Source organism: Sporosarcina sp. FSL K6-1540 (assembly GCF_038620285.1).
Lineage (GTDB): Bacteria > Bacillota > Bacilli > Bacillales_A > Planococcaceae > Sporosarcina > Sporosarcina psychrophila.
The window spans coordinates 3652394-3675671 of record NZ_CP152018.1 but is presented as its reverse complement, the minus strand read 5'-3'; the positions used below and the strand labels follow the sequence as shown (position 1 = coordinate 3675671).

Genomic DNA, 23278 nt, shown 5'->3' with positions numbered 1-23278 from the left:
AATCATACTTTTGCAGTTCCTTCAAGATTCCTAAGCCCATTTTTCAATTTGATGCTTTCTAAAAGACGTCCATACATTTCCCTTGAACTTGGATGTTTTGTCCTCATCGTGAACATACCCGAACTCCCCACGATTATGAGCAACTCGCGTGCACGTGACAAAGCAACATTTAGACGCCTGTAGTCCCTCGCAAACCCGATGTCACCACCCTTATCCTGGTGATTCCGAACGAAACTTAAAATAATGACGTCCATTTCCATGCCTTGAAACTTGTCCACTGAACCTGTTCTGCAATGTAGATGCTGCGGGATTAATTCTTGCTGAATTAACCGGTCTACTCTTTTCACCTGTTCACCATAGAAGCTTATTACACCAACACTTTTTTTGTCTTCCTGCTTCATTCTTCCAGCATTTTTCGCATTTTCAGTTGCCTTATCTAAATCCATCAAGAGTTTTTTTATCATCGTCAATTCAGCCTGATTAAAGCGACTAGTACCCCCTTTAACCTTCTCCTCGAAATACTTCGGTTCATTTGGCATGTCAAACCAGAGAAGATGATCTTTCCTATGCACATAGCGGGATTCCATCAAGTGATCACGAACAGAATCTGAGTCCGTTAAACCACACTGAAGACCATAATTTCCTTCTTTGTAAAAAGGCGTAATTGTTTCCATTATACTTTCGTGCATACGATACTGGATGGCTAGCATCGTTTTGTTTTGCTTCGGTAATGTTCTAAAAAGACGTTCAAATAATGATTCTTTCAACAATTTTTCTAGTTCATTCTTTTCTTCAGTATTGTCGCTCTCCTCAAGTAATTCCTCCAGTGTATCTTGCCCCATAAGTGGTGGTAACTGATGATGATCCCCCACTAAAATAATCTTTTTCCCTTTTAACATTGGTAGCAATAATTCGGGAGGTGTTGCTTTAGAAACTTCATCTATAATGACCACATCGAATGTCGGATACTCCTCCATGAAATCACGTCTCGCAGACGCGACGCAAGTTGTCCCTATGACATTCGCATGCTGTACATATAGTTTTCGGATTTCGTCAAGATCATATTCATTCGCTTCCGTGAGCAGTGTCCTCCATTCATTTTGAAGTGAATGGTTGATAGGCAAACGTTCTTTATCGATTTTGAGTTTCTTCACTTTTTTCGATAAAGTCATGAGTGAAGTTTGCGCTTGTTGACGCTGTTCTTCGGGATTCTGGGCTAGCAATTCCACTAAAGGTGCTAGTTGACTTTCCTGCTCCAGGCGCTCTGCATTTATCGAATCAAGTTCTTCACTTATGACTTGAAGCCTAGCTCTATTGTTTTGTAATCTTTGATTATTAACGTCGACTTCACTGTTTTTAGCATCCAACTCATTGATATATCGTTTAAGTGTCGCCTTCTTATCCATATAGTCGGCATAGACTTGTTCTTTTTGCTTCAATTTTTCTTTCGCTGCTCTAAGTGATACCGTTTCATCGACAGTTCCAACTTCTTCTTGATTTTTTTCAGCAGTTCGCTGAAGGTCACTTAGCGTTATTTGGTGACTCTCCGCATTGCGCTGCATTGCGCTTCTTTCCTGTTCTATTTCTGATATAAATTGATTGGTATGATCAATTATTTCTGTCTTAATAACAGCAAACATTTTTTTGGCATCCAACCTAATTTGATTTTGTTTTTCCAAATTTCCGCCCTGTGTCTGCACATAATTCTTTCTTTCACGTAACATTTCTAAAGCAATCGCGATTTTATCAAGATTATCATATTTTTGAGCCGAATAATTCCTCGTTTCAAGACTACTTTTAGTCGCTGGATCGATTAGAAATTTCCCAACACGATCAATGAGCCCATGAATATCTGTTACTGAACTATACTTTTGGTTCACAGTTCTTTTAACTGCATTTGGCAAAAATCCATGCTCTTTCAACAAACGCTCTATCATCTCAATAGCCGCTAAAAGTCTTTTTTGTAATTCTTGCCATTCACTGTATTCGCCACTAGACGTGTCGGATTTAATTGAATCAATCAACTTATTTAATTCGGTCATTTTCCAATTCGTATTGAATGTCGGCACTATTCCGAAAAACTCTAGTCGATTTTTCAATAAGTCAATTTTGGTTATTGAATCTAACTGTTTCACAAACACATGAATAGTATCAATTTTATTGCTTTTTAGTTCCAGTTCTTTACCTATACTTGCGATAGCATTTTCTGACTCGTCAATCATGTGTATTGTTTGACGATAGCTTATGTAAAAACGCATTTGCTCTAATTGAGGTTCTAATTTCTCCATCTGTTCAATTGTCTCTGGACTCATGTTTTCAACTTGTATAACTTGTTCAAGTTGAGTGATTTCCTTGTTTAATGCGTCCGCTAATTTGTTGAAGTCAGCTTCATTTCCTACTAATTCTTCACATTCCTTTTTATAGATTACTGCTTTTTTACTGAGCTTCATGATTTCGCTAGAGAGGAGAAGATGTTGTGCTTCGGCCTCTTCTTTTTGCTTTATTTTTTCATCTAGCGACAGCAGGTCCTGTTGAAGTTTTTTCAATCGCACTTCACAATTCACTAACTCATCTTGAAGTTGTGCTTCTTTTTCAGTATTTGACTGAAGTTGATTATTCACTGCATCTAACGTTACGTTTTTCCAGTTCAAAGCTACATTTTCTTCAATAAACTTTTTTCCTTCTTCTTCAATACTATCTGTCCGACCGTAACGTAAAATCCGAATATCTTGATGCGTTAATAATCTACCGAGCGCATTGTCCACCGCTAGATTTGCTTGTGAGGCGACGAGTGTACGCAACCCCGCCTTGACATTTTGATGACAAATTTCAGAGATAACTGTCGTCTTTCCGGTCCCCGGAGGCCCTTGAATCACGTACAAATCATTTGACGTCATGGCCCCAGTTACAGCTTCTTGTTGAAACTCATTTAATTCATTATGAAAAACAAGCTCTTGCTGTTTTTTTGAAATACGAACGACTGGCCGCTCCTCGAAAAGGACCTTTTCTAAATTTGCATTGGCAGCTAGACCATCTTGGAGATCTTTAAAACCTTTCCTTAATCTTTTTACTTGGCTAAGTTCAGCAAAGTTACTAAATACAACTTCCTTATACGATTTCGGATGCCATTCATTCCGTCTTGCCATCTCTTTATAATTCCGACTCAGTTCGATTTCAATAACTTTCTTAGACCTATCTGTATTTATGACGCTACCAATGTCATTTGATAGCCCTTTCATCTTGGCACCAAAACCTTTAATTGTATTCCATTCATTTCCTTTTAACCCACTGCAAACAATACTCAGTTTACTGAAATCTTCATTAAAACTGGCCATTGAAAAAGTTGCTGTCAAATCTGCAACATCCGCATTACTTTCTTGAATTCGTAAATAACCTTCCCAGCTGGCAATTCTTTTCTTCACGTACTCAGAACGTTCTTGTGCAATCGGTAATTCTCTAATGCTTGTGTACAAATCGATAGGCATCGCGACGCCGGCACTACGGCCTAGAAGAAACTTCAATCGTACTGGAAGACGTCTGTTCGTCTGTACGGGTTCTCTACGGCCCCTAACGTGGAAACCAGTCGCTAAAAAACCATCATTTTGATAAACACATTCCATTACAGCTACTCTATCGTTTAAACGCTTCGATAAAGCTTCGTTTGAGCCATTGTCGAAGAACAACGAAAAGGACATATTGCCCTGTCTATTATTGGGACGCTTTTCAATATGTACATCGAAGGCAACCTGCATCGAAAAAAAGGCGTGCTCATCCGTTGACCATTTTATGAGTTCTTTGCGTGCGTTAGCCGTAATTTCAAGCCCACAGCGCATCGCCACATTTATGGTTGATTTATGTCCCATTAAGCATGCCTTCCTTTCGTAAATTGGGTCTATTCTTAAGTATGACACTGTATTCAGGATAAATGTATACAATCACTCAATTGGTTCAATTACTAATAGAGGTGACAGTTAATCTGATTTATAAAGGCCACATTTCCAGACCTATATTTGGACAACTAAAAACTGATTGCTCCATATTCGGAAACAATCAGTCACAGGTTTTTCAATCTTATAATGAAGACAAGGATATTGCACCTAAAAGCCCTCGAATGTCTTCAACTTATAATTAAATCGTGATACTTATATTTTCAGGAATCTTGTACTCGATCTTTAATTCCTTTGTTGAAATAGTTTCTTCGATTACTATATTTAATAAATCCCCTTTAGTTAATTCAGGGATATAGGCATCAATTAGTATATAATTTTTCTGCTTCGTAGGCTCTCCGTTAAACGAATTACTGTTCTGATCAATTATCGTTATACGTGCTAATTCAAATTCTTTAGTCGGTTTCTCGAATCCCAATGTTAATTTTCCATCATTCACATTATAGGATGATGAAGAAATTTCTATATTAGACTGATTCTCAAGTTGCTTAGCAGTCTCATTATTACCAAGGTTCAACATGGCGACAACAATTACAAACAATACGCCTGTGGCAATCAGAACATTTTTTTCTGATAATTTCATTGGACACTCCTAAATGAGTTTTTATTTACAAATTAACATTTTACACTTTTTTTTGTATAAGTAAAGCCCTTTTCGTGGTACTATACTTAAATAGTATTTAAAAGGTACTTTATATCACTATTTTTTGCGCTCATTGGACAACTAATTATGAACTCTTTAACGCAAATAATAAACAGGAGATGTCCAAATGCGGCAAATTAATTCAAATCCCACACTTCTTAATAAGTTTATAATTCTTATTTCAGCGTCATTAAAAGGCTTTTCGCAAGTTATTTTAGTTGATAATGCTTTTTCAGGGTTTTTAATACTAATGGGGATTACGCTTCATTCACCATTTCTTGGTCTAATGGCTTTTCTTTCTTCTATAATAGGAACCCTAACCGCGCAGTATTGCGGTGGAGATCATTCGCTGATTCGGGCTGGAATTTACAGTTTTAATTCCGTTCTAAGTGGAATGGCGGCAGTTCTTTTTTTAACTGGGGGAAATCGCTGGCTGATTGCACTGATTGCCGCTGCAATTGCTGCTTTATCAATGGCTATACTAACGAAATGGATTGCTAAATGGGGAATCCCTATACTAACAGTGCCGTTCGTTTTTATTACTTGGATTGGGCTACTTGTTACTTACAGGACCGACGTGCTTCACATGGATCCTGGTTTCGTCATCAGCTCCCCCGCGCGTTGGAATTTACAAACTGAGGGAACGCCAACTTTATTAGTTGGATTGATAAAAGGAATTGGTGAAGTTTTCATCATTGACTCTCTTTTGACAGGCTCCCTAATTCTTGTAGGGCTTTTCTTGGCAGGTTGGCGATTTGGAGTTTATGCAATTATCGGTACGTTTGTATCCTGGCTTGTTGCTTATTTTATGGGTGTAGATGCGCAATCATTGAATTTAGGTTTATATAATTACAACGCTGTTTTGACAATCATAGCCGTCAGTCTCGTATTTGATAATAAACCAGAAAAAACGCCGCTGACTGGAATAGTAGCTGCCACCTTGACAGTTCCAATTACTGCAGGATTGGAGTTCCTTCTCGATCCACTTGGTCTGCCTGCGCTAACGTTCCCTTTCATCTTATGTACTTGGTTATTTATAGCAGCAAGAAAGTTATTTCCGAAAATCTAAAAAGTGCGCGTGCAGATGAGCTAGTTCTGCAGTCGCACTTTTTTAATGAATGGAACTAGTTCTGTGTGCCAATTATTGCTGATGTTAAAAGTGTAAACCATGTTATACTATCATCCAATAGAAAATTTTAATTTGTAAAGGATGAAATTTTTATGATATATGATGTATTTTTATTTGATTTAGACGATACATTGTTTGATTTTGGCGAAACAGAAAAACGGGCGTTCACTCACTCTTTCGAATCAAACGGCTTTCCGAATGGGTTGAAGGACTATAGGGATAGTTACAACGCAATCAGCAAGTTGCTATGGGATGATTTGGAACAAGCGCATATCACACTGATGGAGTTAAAAACAGAAAGGTTTAAGCGATTGTTCATGCAACACGGCCTCGATATGAATGCGGAAGTTTTTGGGCAAACTTATCTTGATAACTTGGGTAAAGAAGTTCATCTTATTGACGGTGTGACAGAAATGCTGAGTAGCCTTAAAGGTTCCAGATTGGCGATATTGACGAACGGATTTAAAGATGTTCAGTTAGCTCGAATCGGTGGATCAGTCTTAAAAAACTCTTTCGAAGCTATTATTACATCTGAAGAGGCAGGTTACCAAAAACCACAGTCAAAGATATTCGAGTATACATTCAATAAATTGCAACTAACAGACAAGTCCCGTGTCCTAATGATTGGGGATTCACTTTCATCTGATATTCAAGGCGGAAATAACTTTGGTATCGATACTTGTTGGTTCAATCCGCAACAAAAGAAAAACTCAACTACCGCTAAACCTACATATGAAATTCAGAACTGGAACGAATTCAATTTCGGTTTCCGGAACATTTATTGAAACAGAAAATCATGTCTTGTAAAAGCGTATTGGACAGCAAAAGTTGCTGAATCGATACGCTTTTTTATACTTATGTCCTATTTTAGCCTAGTCCGGTGAATTTGGTTCTTTCAATTCACTATACCAACCTCTTCAGAATCAAGCGTAGTTTCAAGTTCAAAATAAAACAATAGAGAAGCATTACTGCAGACACCTAGAATAGTTTTGGATAAAACTTTTTTATCGCAATATAATGACTATTAACCCCTCTATTGTTCGGTTAACTGAAAACATGTTAAACTTTCATTAGGGTATTAATTTTCAATTGTATGATATTTTAAACAAGACATATAACTAGTAGAGAGTGGGAAATTCGTATGCAGGAACAACAATTGGCAAGAGGCCTAAAAAACAGGCACGTACAACTAATTGCCATTGGGGGAGCAATCGGAACAGGATTATTCCTTGGTGCCGGAAAGTCGATTCATTTAGCAGGACCCTCCATTTTATTTGCTTATTTGATTACAGGCATAGTTTGCTTTTTAATCATGCGCGCACTTGGAGAACTGCTCTTAACCAATTTGGAATATAACTCTTTTGTTGACTTTGTACAAGACTATATGGGGAATATGGCTGCGTTCGTTACAGGCTGGACTTATTGGTTCTGCTGGATTTCAATCGCAATGGCTGACTTAACTGCCGTTGGTCTGTATACCCAGTTTTGGTTCCCTACAGTGCCACAGTGGATGCCAGGATTAATTGCACTTGTCATTTTGCTATTTATGAATCTTGCAACTGTTAAACTTTTTGGCGAAATGGAATTTTGGTTTGCATTAATTAAAATCATCGCGATTCTTGGACTCATTGTTATCGGAATCTTCATGATTATAAAAGGTTTTTCTACCGATTCAGGTCCATCCAGCTTCTCTAATCTATGGAGCCACGGTGGTATGTTCCCTAATGGCATTCATGGCTTTATCTTATCATTCCAGATGGTTGTATTTGCATTTGTAGGCATTGAACTTGTAGGACTGACAGCAGGGGAAACCGAAGACCCGGAAAAAGTTATCCCGAAAGCAATCAATAATATTCCTATTAGGATTTTAATATTCTATATCGGTGCTCTGATTGTTATTATGAGTATTTATCCGTGGAATGCTATCAATCCACTGGAAAGCCCGTTTGTCCAAGTCTTCGTTGCAGTCGGTATCGCTGCAGCTGCTGGTATCGTTAATTTCGTCGTCCTAACATCTGCAGCTTCGGCATGTAACAGCGCCGTCTTCAGCACAAGCCGTATGATATACTCGCTAGCTAAAGATAATAATGCACCTGTACCATTTACAAAACTGACTACCAACAAAGTCCCTTCCAATGCACTGTTCTTTTCAACCGTTATTATTCTGATCGCTGTTGTTTTGAACTATGTGATGCCGGAAGGCGTATTTACACTGATTACAAGTATTTCTACAGTGTGTTTCATCTTTATTTGGGGAATAACTGTCATCTGTCATTTGAAATACCGTAAAACTAGACCAGACCTTGCGAAAGTGAACAAGTTTAAAATGCCACTTCATCCATTTTCCAATTACTTAATCCTTATTTTCCTTGCATTCGTTCTTGTCGTACTAGCACTTGCAGAAGATACACGTGTTGCTTTGTTCATTACTCCTGTTTGGTTCATTTTGCTGATTGCTATTTATCAAATACGAAAAAATAAGAACCAACGGAACAAAATACAAGTCCTGTGATTCGTAAATAGTCTTTTATAGTAAAAATGAAAATGCCCTGTCTCTTGTTTCGAGACAGGGCATTTTCTATCTGGTCATACCAATGTGTTGAACACCTAAAGTCTATTTGGTATTTTTCTTTTTAGCTCTTTCTTCCAGTTTGCTTTTTGGCTCTTCAGCGAATTCAGTATCTCCATAACCTTGAGGCGTTACACTAGTGGCTTTCTTCCCTTTATCGTTATTGTGATCACTATTGATATTTTTGTTTTTCGTCATTAGTTCTTTCACCTCCATTTAGACATACTACAATTTTTTAGTTCAAATTATAGTATGTCCAAATGTTGTATATACACTCCCGTGAATATACATTTAATCATACAACCTTTCATTTTAACCCAGCTACTTCTTCTTTCGATAATTGACGCCATTCACCAAGAGCTAACGTACCAAGGGGGAGTTTTTTAATCCTCACACGTTGTAAACGAGTGACATTAATTTGAAACCGTCTACACATTCTTCTAATTTGTCGGTTCAATCCTTGTGACAAGGTGATTCTAAAGCAATTATCATCTATTTGAATGACTTTACACGGCTTTGTTAGAACATTCCCCTTTTTTCTAGGATTATAAATTTCCACGCCTTTAGCCATTTCATCTATAAACGCCGCCGTTATTTTTTTATCAACTGTGACCATATAGTCTTTTTCATTATTATTTTCTTCCAGTAAAAGCTCGTTTACAATGCTGCCATCATTCGTCAGAAGAATTAACCCTTCAGACTGCTTATCTAGACGTCCAACAGGAAAAATCCTTTCCGGGTAATTGACGAAATCGATAATATTCCCTTCAATTCGGCTCGCCGAGGTGCACGTCACACCCGTTGGTTTATTGAGCATAAGATAAATATCATTTTCTTTCGCTTTGATAAGTTGCCCATCCACTTCTACCCGGTCCCCTTCACAAATCACATGTCCTAGTGAAATCTGATTCCCATTCACAGTCACTTTCCCCTCTTTTATCAACACATCGACCTTTCGCCTGGAACAAAGCCCCGATGAACTAATAAATTGATTCAGCCTCATATTGTTTCCTCCATTTACATCGTAAACAATCTGTTTGCTCTTGATTCCGTTCAACTCCACAGATCATTGCTTACCCTATTTTACCACACTAAATTTACCGTATTCGCCCACATATATAAGGACCGTCTCATGACAGTAAATGACTAACAATTTCATTTAAAAGAATAAAAACACAAAAATAAATCAGCCATTCACATAAATGGCTGATTTTAACTATATTTCCGGAACCTAATTCTGAATTATGTTAGAATCCGATTCCATTCTCTTTTGTATGATTTTAAATACCAAATACATACTATGTTATTAAATTTAGGTTCATAAACGATCATCGGAATCCTGCTTATAATCCTCTTCCCAAAAATCAGCATTTTTTATGCCCAGCTTCTTGGGATCAAAAACAGGATCAAGCCCTAATTTCTTCTGACTTTCATAATCTTTCAAGGCAAGTAGCGCTGGTTTGGTCAGTAGTAAAATCGCAATGACATTCAGCCATACCATAATACCTAAACCCGCATCTCCAAGTGCCCAGGCCAACTCTGCCGTTCTGATTGTTCCCCAAAAAGTCATGATTAGAATGACGATTTTCAATATGAGCATGGCCATTTTCGTGTTCTTTTTTCGTATTAAATAAGCTATGTTTGTTTCTGCAATATAATAATAGGCCATGATTGTTGTAAAAGCGAAGAAAAATAGCGCAATGGCTACAAAGCCTGCTCCAAAACCAGGAAGAGCACTGTCAACTGCTGCCTGTGTATATCCTGGGCCCTGTTCTACACCAGGGATATTATTGACGATATATGTTCCATCCTCTGCCTGTGTGTTATACATTCCCGTAAACAGGATCATAAATGCTGTCGCTGAACAGACGAACAATGTGTCAATGTAGACGGAAAAAGACTGAACCAAACCTTGTTTGACTGGATGGGATACTTCTGCCGCCGCGGCCGCATGAGCTCCAGTTCCCTGTCCTGCTTCGTTTGAAAATATTCCCCTCTTCACGCCCCACATAATCGCCATACCAATGATACCGCCAAAAGCGGAATCTATGGCAAAAGCACTTTTAAAAATCAATGCAAAGACTTCAGGTAATAGATTGATATTCATTACAATAATTACGAGTGCAACCAGCATATACCCCAATGCCATGAATGGAACGATAATCTGTGCAACGTTCGCAATTCGCTTGACTCCACCTAAAATGATGAAACCTAAGATAGCTACAATTACAAGCCCTGTTCCCCATTGGGGAATACTAAATGCATTATTCATCCCAACGGCAATTGAATTGGATTGGACACCTGGCATGAGGACTGCCATCGCAATTAGAGCAGCAATTGCAAATAGAGTTCCAAACCACTTCCATCCTATTCCTTTCTCAATAAAATAAGCTGGACCACCGCGATATTGTCCATCTTGTTTCACTTTGTATATTTGTGCTAGTGTGGATTCAACAAAGGCACTTGAGGCCCCAATGAAAGCGATTGCCCACATCCAAAAGACAGCTCCTGGTCCTCCGTAATAAATTGCCGTTGCCACACCCGCAATATTACCTGTCCCAACCCGCCCGGAAAGTGCAATTGATAACGCCTGGAAGGAGGAAATACCAGCATTTGAACTTTTCCCCTGAAACATCAATGTAACCATCTCTTTAATGTGCCTCACCTGCAAAAAACGCGTCAATACAGAAAATAATAAACCGACCCCAAGTAAAATATAAATGACTGGCGTACTCCATAAAATGTTATTCAGTCCATTTACAAAATCCTCCATTAAACACCCCTCCACCCTTTTTTAAATTTCCAGACAATACCTTCTGATTATATGATAGAATTTCAGTTTGTAGACGAGTTCTATTCGGTTTTTAGTAAGGCATTTTCTTTATGCGAAATTACTATCAACTCACATATCCATATAAACATACAAAAGATACCAGACATTCACTTACATACCTGATACTCTAATTATTAATATGCAACTGTAGTTTCTGCATAGCCTTTTAGTTATTTTGAAAATGAACGTAACTGTTCAGAGCGATAGATCATCATTCTTTGCTTGTTCAATTGGGCATTGTAATACATAGAAAGGGTGAAATTCTCGGCTGCAATTACTCTGTATTTTTTCAGAGGACCTCGAATAATAAATGGAATGGCATTATTCGAGGTCCGCTCTTCGCTCGCCAAATCTGAATTCAAACCGATTGCCAAGTAAAAGTAATGGACGTAAATTCGAGATTGTCTCATACATAATCATAGCCAGTATCTGTTTCAATTCGCCTTTCATTATTAAACAGAAAATGACGATTCAGGATTGGTATTCATCGCACTGATTATAAAAAATCACCTCGGCCGATTTGATTAAGCAAAATTTGAATTCGTCAATGCATCCTCAATATCGACTTTATATAGCGCTTCCTTTGACGTAGCTTTCTTAATCGTAAAATTGATGCAAACATATAAAGGTTTAAAAATTTCCCGATATCAATTACTTATCGGTATCCGGAATTTCTGGCTCCTAGTTCGGATGAAATACCAATTTGTATTTGTATCAGATACTTTTTCCCAAATAAATATCCCTGTCTATGTTCTGTTGACATAGACAGGGATATTTCCAATAATATCGCAACTTCACTCTGTTTCCATTATTTCTTCTTTTTTGAAGAACCTTTACTCTTACCCTTAATATTATTTTCAACAGATTTCTTTTCGACTGATACCTGTTCTTTTGAAAAGTCTGTCTCCTCCCCGAATTCTGTGTCGTAGTTGAGATTGTTAAAGTTGCGATGATTTGTATCCTCAACTACTTCTTCCATTGGTTTAAACAAAATCCCTAAGCAAACCAGTCCACTTAGACCAACAAGAACATAAATCACCCTTGACAAAAATGCCTCTTGCCCACCAAATATTGATGCTACTAAATCAAATTTAAAAATCCCAATTAAACCCCAGTTAATAGCACCAATAATTACTAATGCCAAAGCAATCCGTTGTATCGCTCTCATGAATTAACACCTCCTCCATATTACTATTCCGTTTTATAAACTAATCGCCGCCGCAATCACTAATGAAATATTCTTTTTTCTCATCGTAAGATCTTTCCCGAGTGCTGTCTGGATGATACCTTCAGGAATGGTCACAATAAAAACAATTCATCCGTAAATCGCTAAGACTTGTTCTTATCTTCTGCCAATAGAGTGTTTTAATACATTAAATTATAATTCGTGAAAATCTAAAGACTAATCACGTTATTTTAATTTTCGATACCTATTAAGAAGGTCTAACGGGAGGATGTGAATGCTTAGCATTGACTGAATCCAATTATGCATTTATTGGTATGACAGGAAATATTACTTTTCAATAGTTCTTGTAAACTACTTTTTCGGGAAAAGTGCTTGTTCTTTTCTCCATAGATTGATTTCCTGTCGATTCACTAATTTGAGTGTGAATCAATGCATTAGTGTTTGTCTAGGTTAAATTTCAACGCCATATGACATGGATTAATGAAAAAATAGCCACTTTAAGATTTGGATTTCCATCTCTCAAAGCGGCTATTCGTATTGAATTAATAATCTACGCCTGATGCTTTTCCAAAAATGCCAGCATCAAACTATATACTTTAATTTCATTCTCTTTTTTCGAGAACCCATGTCCTTCATCTTCCAAAACGAGATACTCGACATCACGGCCCTTTTCTTTTAATTTTGCAACGATTTGGTCAGACTCTTCTTTGACGACTCGTGGATCTTTTGCTCCTTGAATGACAAGCATAGGCTTTACCATGCCGTCTAAGTAAGTAACAGGTGAGTCTTTGATGAAACGTTCTTTATCGCGCTCGGGATCCCCAAGCCATCGTTCCATTATCGGCTTCCAGTGTGGTGGAACAGAGTTGATGAAGGTAAATAAATCAGACGGCCCGAAAATATCAACAACTGCTCTGAAATAGTCTGAATGTCGCCCATGCAATAATAGTGCCATGTATCCGCCATAGCTACCGCCGACAAGGAACAGCTTATTTCGGTCTGTAAACCCACTTTCAAACAACCACTCGATTCCAGCGATACAGTCAAGTCTTGGTCCCTCGCCCCAATCCAGCTCAACTAGCTTTGTGAATGCCGATCCATATCCTGTACTTCCACGGAAGTTCGGCGCAAAAATTGTATAACCTCTATTAATGAAGCATTGGAACATCGAACGGAACATTTTCCGCTCAGCTGATTGCGGTCCACCATGTGGCCAGAAAATCGTATAACCGTTATCATTTTCGGGCTTCGCTTTGAACAATAAAGCCTCGATTTCCATCCCATCAAAGCTTGTATAGGAAACAATGTCTGGCTCCACCATATCCTCTGGACTTAATCCCAAGACACGATTGTTCGTCAATTGCTTCCACTCTACACCGTTAGACGATTGATAGACATTATGTGGTACGGTTGCACTGCGTCCTAATATATAAAGATTTCCCGATTTCGCCACTTGTATTTGTTCTATGATATCAACAGGCAACGAGCATTCTTCAACTTTGTCGGTGGCAACGTCATACCGATATAAAATATCTGTAACACCTTTGACAGTGATAAGATAGAACGCTTTGTTGTCCTTATCCCATTTAACCGATTGAATACTTTCCCCATCAAAGGCTAGGACTTTGGAAAACTCTTTGGATGTCAAATCGAACTTAGCCAAATACATTTCGTCGCTGTCGTAATCCGTTGCAAAGTAAATTGTTTCATTATCTGTGAAAACTGGTTCCATGGCAACATGGACCTTCTCTGGGTCCGGTGTAATGTTGAAGGTCTCTTCCCCCATCTTTACAAAGCCAACGATATATGTATTGGCAAATGCTCGTAAATAAACAAATGATTCTTCATTCTCGGATACTGCAGCTAGTTCGGTAGTTGATACTTCTCCGACATTCAGCAGTCTATCCTCTCCTGTTTCCAAATTACGAATCCGCGTGTTCAAAAAAGATGGATTCTCTTTTGATGTCTCATAGTACACGCACTTTCCGTCTGCACTCAGATGGCTAAAATAATACTTTTCAGATGCATCTCCTGTAATAAGTGGATGCGGCAATCCACCTTCGTTCGGTATCGCATAAATTTGATAATTCTCATCTCCATCCTTATCAAATCCCGCTAACACATACCGGTTCTCTGGATCGAATTTTATAAAATTACATGATTCATCCCTATGAGCAAACAGATATGGATAAGTGTCCGGCAAATCCATCGCCCACAAATTCATTTTGCCATTTAAATTAGCGTTAAACACTAATCGCTTTTCATCGCTACTTACTGCAAAGTTTGTAATCGTATACGTACGGAAAAATTGCTCGACTGTTGGTTTCGGAAAATTAATCATTATGAACCCCCTAAATGGTAGTAAAGCAATTTCATTTCTTCCTATTAGTATACCATTTATCAGATAAAATAGAATACCACAAGGATTCCGCTTTTTGAGAGTGGTAATGACTTATTTTTTATTACACACATAAGCAAGCTGTGCCAAAAAAATTCAATAGAGAAAGGACATAAAAAGTAGAAATGATTATTATAGGTGCATTTTTTTGCAACTGTATATTCTAACGGAACTAATAGTCCACCATAGCCTACGGTGACAACTTTGACCTCTACCTCTTATAGGTGTCTCCTATACAATCGGGGGTACTATTTTAGTATTGCTTGGTGTACCAGCGTTCCCCCCCACCAACCAATGTCTAGATGGTTCTTCAATGAATGGTGCTAACACTATTTTCACCATTCATGGTACCGACCACTATCATCAGACGTATCAAGTTACTACAACCGTCTCACTACTTGCCGGCGCTAGACTGATGCTAAATGGTATTTCCTGATTCAATTGTTTCCCTCGCTTCGCTGTAGCTGCTGCATCAAGTTATATTTATAATTGATTTTCCCCTTGTCATACACACGTAAAAAAAGGTACTCATGTAATTCAATATACTTTAAATCATACTTAGTCCAGATACCCATAAGTTGAATTTCAAAATAAAAAAGCAGTGATTATCGCTTATTACCGACAATCACTGCTTTTTTAAGTAGCTCATTGTTGAATAGTGCTGTGTTCCCTATCGCTTGAAAAAAATTACCGAAAGCTTCAATTGTACTTCGTTTAGCAACTAACTCCTTGACTTTCATCTCCGGTCATTTTTTCTTTCGTTATTCCTATAGCGGTGACACCAGACTAACCGCCATAATCTAGGCTCTAGAATAAATAAGTTCCTCTCCATGATTCTTCAGCATATACAGACCTATATATGTTGCACTAATGATTCTATATAATGTCCAGCGAAGGCGCCTCATAGGGGTAGCCGAAGCAATAAGACTGACAGCGGTTTTCTGTCTGGCTTATTGCGAGAGGCATCCCCTAGCGCGGGCATTGTTGAGAGAATTCTTTATGTCAACATATATAGTCTAACTTCTGATTTCACCCATTCAAAAATCTTCCAAATCAGCAACAGAAATAGGAAATAACCTATGAACGAATAGATATGGTTCCATTGATTCTCATGATAAAAAAAACCTAATTGCATTGACTTTTTCTCAATGAATGGCACGAGTGCGCTAAGAAAAAAAGTAAAAATCAGCCTACTCCATTTTGACATTTTATCTACCAAATAAAGATATAGCCCTATTAACATAGGTAGGATGATTAATGTAAATACAATATTAATCGGAAATACATCTGGGAAAGGGCGAACCGGGAACTCATATAATTGTTTTCCAACAAAATACAAATCTAAATAGGTACCCAGTAAAGAAGCCACTAAAATAGATGGCAAATACAAGAATGCATTACGTGAAGATAGCCGTTTTCGCGATAGCGGCGAGTTCAAGCCTTTCAAGTGTTTCACAGTATTCACCCATCACCTTTCCATTAATCGGTTCTTTTACTTCTACTAAGTAATCAACAACACGCCAATGCTCGAACCAATCTCCAGTTTCCGCTTCGTGATGAGGGATGTTTTCCCACACATACTCAAGCCGCGGGCTATACAACCTAAGCGCTCCTTTTCTTAGCGCACAAGACTTTAACCTCCTCGTAATAGCCAATCCTGGCACCCCTTCGAACACATCATTAAAAACATCCGGCCAATAGTCCTTACGCGAACCAGTATGTGGGTGGGTAGTTGCCCAGCGATAAACTTTTTCTAATAGGTCTGCCTCATGAAATAGTAATCGATACAAATCCTTTCCGAGCATAATACGTTCATGTAGCGATCCAAATTGATGAAGCGTTAATCCCGTAAGAGGTGCCTTTTCAGTTGACTTTCCACTGTCAGTAAAGGGAAACAAAATTTGATTGAATGAAAGCAGATCCTGGAGTACGAATTCGAACGTCTGAAAAACCTTTCTTTGATAGAAGGAATTTCGCACGATTCTGTTCTCCAAATAATTTTGTTCATTAATTATGAGTGCAATCGCAAGCGTATAGGAATCACTTTCCTCCCAGAAACGATTCCAAATCACTTCCATAAAAGCAGAAACATTTAAGTAAGGCAACAAATAAAACAAATTTCGACTTTGAAATAGACTTTCTTCATATAATAAGAACTGCGGATATACATCTTGGAATATAAGCCAGTTCCCACGTTCCAAGAATGAATAGAAATCTTGTTTTGTTTTTTCATTCATAAGTCTAGAAAGGAACTCTCCTTTTAAATCCGTCATATTCCATCCGCCATTTCTCGAAACCATATGTCCTAGGAATGCCCAGTGAATTTCTGGCCGAAAAATATAGAAATCGAGGTAAGCTTTTGTTCTCGTCACATTATTCAGGTTCAACTGTTTCGTTTTTAAACGAATCAGTTGAAGAAGTTGCTGATCCCCCCAAGATAAGTGCTGTTCCTCCAGAATAGGAACAGAGTTATACTTCTTCAAATCAGCTTTAATTAATAGTAAACTTTCCGGAAGTTGTTGTTTTCCCCCTATTTTTCTTAATAAATTAAACACGGGCCGCCCCCCTACTAAAAATCATTCCTCCTTTAGGATTATGAATAGGGATATATAGATATGAATAACCTTTACTAAGGAGATGATGAGACGTTGACATATCGTACCGAACAGTTGATTAGCCAATTAGTCCAACAACTAAAAACTGACCAGACACCCGATGGTTCGTGGGATTACCCCTTTGAAACGGGTATTTCAACAGATGCCTATATGATTATTTTAGTAAGGACACTGGAAATAGATGATGAAAATTTAGTTCGCGAATTAACTGAAAGAATATTGAGTAAACAGGAGGCAAATGGCGCTTGGAAACTTTTCCATGATGAAGGTGATGGGAACATATCCGCTACGGTTGAAGCCTATTACTCACTTCTTTATTCAGGCTATGTCAGCAAGGAAGACTATAGATTGCTTGCGGCAAAAAAGTTTATTTTGGCAAACGGTGGTCTTGAAAAATCACATATGTTAACAAAAATCATGCTGGCGTTAACCGGTCAATATCAATGGCCCGCATATTTCCCAATACCGGTTGAAATTATCCTCTTGCCGCTCAATTTCCCCATCAATTTCTATGACCTTTCTGTGTATGGAAGAGCAAATCTTGCTCCAATTATGATTTTAGCAAATAAGAAATACGTAAAAACAACAAAAAGCAGCCCTAATCTATCTGAATTATTCCTTCCAGAGACAGCTGATGATTTTTTCAATATACAAGATATCCAAGAACTTTTTTCTATAATTGAACATGACCTTAAAAGTTTTCTGGGTTTATCTCAAACTTTCAATTCTTTAGCCATCAATCAAACAAAACAGTATATGCTCAATCACATTGAGCCAGATGGAACCCTTTACAGTTATTTTAGTTCTACGTTTCTTATGATATTTTCCCTGCTCTCTCTTGGTCACTCCAACAGCGACCCGATAATTTTAAAGGCGGTCCAAGGACTAAAAGCGATGCAATGCACGATTCATGGTCAGCAGCATATACAATATACAACTGCAACGGTGTGGAATACGTCCTTAATTAGCTACGCTCTTCAAAAAGCAGGAGTTCCTTCGACTGATTCGGTAATCGAAAAGGCAAGCGAATACTTGTTAGAGCAGCAGCAAACTAAATATGGCGATTGGGCGATTCATAATCCTGGAGTTTTATCCGGGGGCTGGGGATTCTCAGCTGTAAATACGATGAATCCTGATATAGATGACTCAACGGCTTCACTAAGGGCTATTTCACAGCTAGTTCAGAAAGACACTCGCATTCATCAAGCTTGGGACAAAGGAATTCTTTGGGTAATGTCTATGCAAAATAGTGACGGTGGATGGCCTGCATTCGAAAAAAATGTTGATAATCAATTATTGAACTTGCTTCCAATTGAAGGCGGTAAATTTTTATTGACAGATCCAAGCAGTGCCGATTTAACCGGTAGAACACTTGAATTTCTAGGTGAATATACGAACTTACCGAAAAATCATGACCTTATGAAACGCGGGGTAGATTGGCTAATTCATAATCAAGAAGTGGATGGTTCATGGTACGGGCGCTGGGGAATTTGTTTTATTTACGGAACATGGGCGGCAATTACTGGTCTTATCGCGGTAGGTGTAAGCCCAGGGAGTCCAACTATTCAAAAAGCTGTAAACTGGTTACTTTCGATACAAAATCATGACGGCGGTTGGGGAGAATCTTGCAAAAGCGACCTCGCATCTAAGTACATCCCTCTTGGTTCCAGCAACCTAACTCAAACAGCATGGGCACTGGATACACTCATTGCGGTTTCAGAAAAGGCAACACCCGTAATTGATGCAGGGATTTCCTATTTGCTAGAAACCTATAATAAAGTCGATTGGACGTTATTCTATCCGGTTGGACAAGGAATGGGTGGAGGTTTTTATATCCACTATCATAGCTATCAATATATCTTTCCTTTGCTTGCGCTTACCAATTACGAAAAAAAATTTCAAGGATAATTGTTTTTATTGTATATATAGGGCTTTTACGCCCAAAGTGATACGACCATCATTTTCTTTATAAAACCATGTATACGAATAATCGCGTCACCTGGGAGATCTTCAAAACTATATTGAATATCTATTTTTTCCACTGAATATGTTCCAGACCTCGTCAATAAACTTTAAATAATAACAATGAAGGGATGGAGAATTGAAACAAGTATTAATATTTGGTGCTACCATAATAATTGGAATCATTCTTGGGATAATCGCAACCTATATCATGAAATGAAAGAAAAATGACTGTTTGACTATCACAAACCATTTCTCAATCAAAGTATTCGTAATAGTCCAGTGAAAGGGAGCAATTATTCTTATTAGAAGGCCAGAAGTAACTTAGCACCCTTAATACTAAGTTATTTATGGTCCTTTTATTTTTCATCAAAATCAATATTATTAATAAAAGAGTTTTCTTTTGTAAACTGTTGGAATCTGCAGAAGGGATACTCTTTTTGAAAAGAAATTCAAAGAAGTTGACGGACTCTTTTATTAAGTCCATCAACTTCTTTGAATCATCTTTAAAACTATAATGCTACTTTTCCAGAATACTCATAACAATCTCCAAGCCATTCGGTAGATTTCATGAATAATTCATTTTCAAATGTGTAGCTTGAAAATGTATGATCTGCATCCTCAATATAATGCGTGTTTACTCGGTCAGGAACAAGTCTTTGTTGCAATGATGCAGAATAACGCGCAGCATGTTCTTTCGGTATATCCTTATCCTGTTGTGCATGAATGATCAACGCTGCCTCTTGGTACGAACGAATCGCTTCAAGAGGGTGATGGTTTTTCAAATCAGTTAAAAATGATTGACTCACATAAAACCCATGATAATCAACTACCCCATTTAGTGCCGCTGTTTTCATAGCGTTCTCGCCTAAAATTCCGGTAATATCTTTATAAGGTTTCCCAACTGGTGACCATAAAATAAGTTTACGAATTCGACAATCTACTGCAGCAGTTAATGAAGCGACAGCACCTCCAAGACTATGACCGATTAATATAATATTGTTTGCATCTATTTCAGGTAACTTGGATACATAATTTAACACCGCCTGAACCTCACTTAATTGCTTCGTGACCGTAACATCCGCATAATCCCCGTCGCTTTCCCCACAACCACTAAAATCAAATCGAAAAACCGCATAACCCTTCTCTGTGAAATACCGTGCTGCTTTCACAAATAACCGATGTTCTCCGACTTTGCTACCGACAAATCCATGTAATAATACAATAAGCGGAACCTTTCTATGATGCACTCTTTCTGGAAAATGAAGAACCCCCGAAAGATAAAGTTGATTAGCATAAATTGAAATCGCTTTACTTGTCATAGTAAACACCCTTTCAAGGATACTCTCCAAATAAACTATCCTTACCTGTTTACTAGGTATTATACGTATGTGATTTATAGAAGTCAATGAGTTGGCGCGAGGTAGTTAAACTTTTAACGGTACATCTTGTATAGGTTCCTTAAAAAACTTTGATATAAAAATGCCACAGGAGTTTTTATGTCCCCTGCGGCATTTTACCTTTCATATAAAACTAACCACTATTCAATCCACTAATCATTAATGGACTTCTTCACCAGCGATATTGATTAATGTAACAGATTCTTTTCTCGATTTCGCTACGACTAGACCAATAACAAACCCAATGATCCCCGTTACAACCCATCCCGCACCATTTTCAAATAATGGGATAAATCCAAACATCGTATTGATGGCTTCTGGAAAAATAGTCGCCTCCTTTAAAGCATCAAGAATTGCAACAAAACCGACACCAATCACAGTTCCTACATAAACCGATTGATGGCCATTAAACAAGTTATTTGCAAATATTAGAACGATTAAAGCAATTGCTATAGGATAGAGTAAAAGCAAAATTGGAGACGCCAACGTCAGGATAGTCGTAAGTCCAAAGTTTGTAATAACTAGACCTAAAGTAGCAAATACTATCAACCACTTTTTATATGAAACAGTAGGCATAATTCTTTCAAAATACTCCGCAACAGCTGCTAAACAAGCAACATTTGTTGTAATTCCTGTTAACAAAATAACAGTTCCTATAATATAAATTCCAAACTGTCCAAATAAGACGATAGCACTTTGCGCTAATACTTCTCCACCATTAGCCATATAGCCAATTGGATTGACACTGGAAGCACCTATCCATGCCATCGAGACTTGTAAAGCCACCAAACCAATAATTGTAATTATTCCAGCTTTAATAAATAACTTGGATACTTCTTTTTCAGACTTTATACCAAAGGCACTAATTGATTTGATGAATATTCCACCGAATACAAAAGCCGCGAGAACATCCATTGTATAATACCCTTGGGTGAATCCTTTTAAGAAGGCCCCCTTTATATAATCACCTTGGGGATCCCCAAAACTCCCCATAGGTGTAATAATGGACTTGCCAACAAGTACAATTAAGAGCACTACAAAAATCGGCGTTATGATTTTGCCTAAGCGATCCACAAACTTTGTTGTGTTCCATGATAGGTAAATCGTCAGGACTATAAATAACAACGAGAAAATAAAAAGAAAGAGACTGGTGTTTGATTTATCTAGCACTAACGGATTGATTGCAATTTCATAGACCACCGATGTTGTTCGTGGAACCACATAAATCGGCCCTAGCGTTAGGAATAGTAGTATCGAGAATACTGTTGCAAATAGGGGATGTACCCTTCCCGCTAGTTTTTCAACAGTTCCTCCCCCACGCGTTAATGCAATAATTGCAAGAAGAACCATTCCAACACCTGTTATTAAGAATCCCCCCATCGCAATCCATGTATTTGTTCCTGCCTCTTGACCTAACATTGGTGCAAAAATAACGTTTCCAGCACCTAAGAACATAGCAAAAAGCATAAAACCAATCGCTATTAATTGTGAAAACGGCATTTTTTTCTCCATGTAAATTCCCCCTAAATTTCGCATCTAAAAATGCATATTTTCATATAAGATCGTTTAGTACATCCCCAAAAATAGCTAGCTGATATGCTTAGATTCTTTTCTTTTTACTGACTCTACCTAATAAAAATGCGCTAGCCCCAATGCCGATCATTGTATTGGTCTTTTTATTGAACATCTGCTTCGCAACAAGATTAAGGTTTTGTGGCCGCTCCGCCAGTCGACGCATGAAATAGCCATACCAATCTACTCCAAATGGTACATATGTACAGAATTTATACCCCTCATTAGCAAGCTCCAGTTGTAATTCATTCCGAAAGCCATATAGCATTTGGAATTCAAACTTGTCCTTGGAGATATTATTATCTTTCGCAAACTTTTTAACATGATTGATAACATGATGGTCATGTGTTGCGATAGACGAAAATTTACCATTCAGCAAATGATATTCAATCAATCGAATATAATTCTGATCAATATCTTTTTTATCTTGATACGCTAAGTTTTCTGGCTCTTTGTAAGCACCTTTAACGATTCGCATGCGGTAGTCTTTGTATTTCTGAAGGTTTTCATCCGCCTCATAAAAATAGGCTTGGATAACTGTTCCGATATTCGTGTAGTCATTTGAAAGCTCATCAATGATGTCAAAGGATGGCTGTAAATGTCCATAATCCTCCATATCAAAATTGATGAATATAGCATAGTCGTTTGCTTTTGCAACAATTTCTTTTAGATTATCTAAGCAGAAATCATAGTCAATATCTAAGCCAAGCTGTGTAGGCTTCAAAGAAATATGCGCGTCCAATGCATGTTCATGAATCGCTTCGATGACTGCTAGGATTTGTGTTTTTGCCTCAATCGCCTCTTGCTTCTCGAAAACAAATTCCCCAAGGTTATCGATTGTTGCAGCAATACCTTTTGCATTTAATTGCTTTACGCTTTCTACCATTTGTTCAACGCTCGTTCCTGCAACAACTGACTGTGCCCCTAGTTTTAACCCCCATCGTTTTGCACCGCTATTCAAAACTTTGTTTTGTGACAGTAAAATAAAGAAATCTCTTGTTAATCCCATGATCAATACCTCCAT

Annotated in this window: 16 protein-coding genes; 4 read left to right on the top strand and 12 right to left on the bottom strand. The window is 37.9% G+C overall.

Annotated elements, in window-relative coordinates; genetic code table 11:
• Positions 1 to 2: 2 nt before the first annotated feature.
• Positions 3 to 3863 (bottom strand): AAA domain-containing protein, encoded by a 3861-nt coding sequence (locus tag MKY15_RS17300; protein WP_342538096.1) that lies wholly within the window; start codon positions 3861 to 3863, stop codon positions 3 to 5.
• A gap of 265 nt (positions 3864 to 4128) precedes the next feature.
• A complete protein-coding gene (locus MKY15_RS17295) occupies positions 4129 to 4530 on the bottom strand; it encodes a hypothetical protein (protein WP_067208634.1) in 402 nt (133 codons plus the stop codon).
• A gap of 187 nt (positions 4531 to 4717) precedes the next feature.
• On the opposite strand from MKY15_RS17295, the gene MKY15_RS17290 reads away from it, so the two are divergent.
• The 3 genes from MKY15_RS17290 to MKY15_RS17280 all read left to right on the top strand — a co-directional run bounded on the left by MKY15_RS17290 (position 4718) and on the right by MKY15_RS17280 (position 8231).
• Positions 4718 to 5659, top strand: coding sequence for an urea transporter (locus MKY15_RS17290; RefSeq protein ID WP_342538095.1), 942 nt, complete (start codon positions 4718 to 4720; stop codon positions 5657 to 5659).
• 152 nt (positions 5660 to 5811) lie between these two features.
• Entirely contained in the window at positions 5812 to 6504 is a 693-nt protein-coding gene (locus tag MKY15_RS17285; RefSeq protein ID WP_067208628.1) for a YjjG family noncanonical pyrimidine nucleotidase, read from the top strand.
• A gap of 356 nt (positions 6505 to 6860) precedes the next feature.
• Complete coding sequence (locus MKY15_RS17280; RefSeq protein WP_067208625.1) at positions 6861 to 8231, top strand: amino acid permease; 1371 nt, start codon at positions 6861 to 6863, stop codon at positions 8229 to 8231.
• A 102-nt stretch (positions 8232 to 8333) separates the two neighbouring features.
• Here MKY15_RS17280 and sspL read toward each other — a convergent pair whose 3' ends face one another.
• From sspL to MKY15_RS17245, 7 genes are all read right to left on the bottom strand, one after another.
• Complete coding sequence (gene sspL / locus MKY15_RS17275) at positions 8334 to 8486, bottom strand: small, acid-soluble spore protein L (RefSeq protein ID WP_067208623.1); 153 nt, start codon at positions 8484 to 8486, stop codon at positions 8334 to 8336.
• A gap of 109 nt (positions 8487 to 8595) precedes the next feature.
• On the bottom strand, positions 8596 to 9291 hold the full coding sequence (locus MKY15_RS17270) for a pseudouridine synthase (RefSeq protein WP_338652540.1): 696 nt from the start codon (positions 9289 to 9291) through the stop codon (positions 8596 to 8598).
• Positions 9292 to 9606: 315 nt separating this feature from the next.
• On the bottom strand, positions 9607 to 11061 hold the full coding sequence (locus MKY15_RS17265) for an alanine/glycine:cation symporter family protein (protein WP_067208616.1): 1455 nt from the start codon (positions 11059 to 11061) through the stop codon (positions 9607 to 9609).
• Between the two features lie 868 nt (positions 11062 to 11929).
• Positions 11930 to 12289, bottom strand: coding sequence for a DUF378 domain-containing protein (locus MKY15_RS17260; protein ID WP_067208613.1), 360 nt, complete (start codon positions 12287 to 12289; stop codon positions 11930 to 11932).
• Between the two features lie 568 nt (positions 12290 to 12857).
• Positions 12858 to 14648 (bottom strand): S9 family peptidase, encoded by a 1791-nt coding sequence (locus MKY15_RS17255; protein ID WP_067208610.1) that lies wholly within the window; start codon positions 14646 to 14648, stop codon positions 12858 to 12860.
• A gap of 1054 nt (positions 14649 to 15702) precedes the next feature.
• Positions 15703 to 16074, bottom strand: coding sequence for a CBO0543 family protein (locus MKY15_RS17250; RefSeq protein ID WP_304627129.1), 372 nt, complete (start codon positions 16072 to 16074; stop codon positions 15703 to 15705).
• 28 nt (positions 16075 to 16102) lie between these two features.
• A complete protein-coding gene (locus MKY15_RS17245; RefSeq protein ID WP_187047571.1) occupies positions 16103 to 17260 on the bottom strand; it encodes a DUF2515 family protein in 1158 nt (385 codons plus the stop codon).
• Positions 17261 to 17353: 93 nt separating this feature from the next.
• Between MKY15_RS17245 and shc the strand changes: the two genes are divergently transcribed.
• The gene (gene shc, locus MKY15_RS17240) at positions 17354 to 19228 is read left to right on the top strand and encodes a squalene--hopene cyclase (protein WP_338652549.1); all 1875 of its coding nucleotides are present in this window, start codon (positions 17354 to 17356) and stop codon (positions 19226 to 19228) included.
• Positions 19229 to 19794: 566 nt separating this feature from the next.
• Here shc and MKY15_RS17235 read toward each other — a convergent pair.
• The 3 genes from MKY15_RS17235 to MKY15_RS17225 form a co-directional block, all read right to left on the bottom strand.
• A complete protein-coding gene (locus MKY15_RS17235; protein ID WP_342538094.1) occupies positions 19795 to 20604 on the bottom strand; it encodes an alpha/beta fold hydrolase in 810 nt (269 codons plus the stop codon).
• A 237-nt stretch (positions 20605 to 20841) separates the two neighbouring features.
• A complete protein-coding gene (gene brnQ / locus MKY15_RS17230) occupies positions 20842 to 22194 on the bottom strand; it encodes a branched-chain amino acid transport system II carrier protein (RefSeq protein ID WP_338652553.1) in 1353 nt (450 codons plus the stop codon).
• Between the two features lie 88 nt (positions 22195 to 22282).
• On the bottom strand, positions 22283 to 23263 hold the full coding sequence (locus MKY15_RS17225) for a proline dehydrogenase family protein (RefSeq protein WP_187047569.1): 981 nt from the start codon (positions 23261 to 23263) through the stop codon (positions 22283 to 22285).
• Between the last annotated feature and the right edge of the window lie 15 nt (positions 23264 to 23278).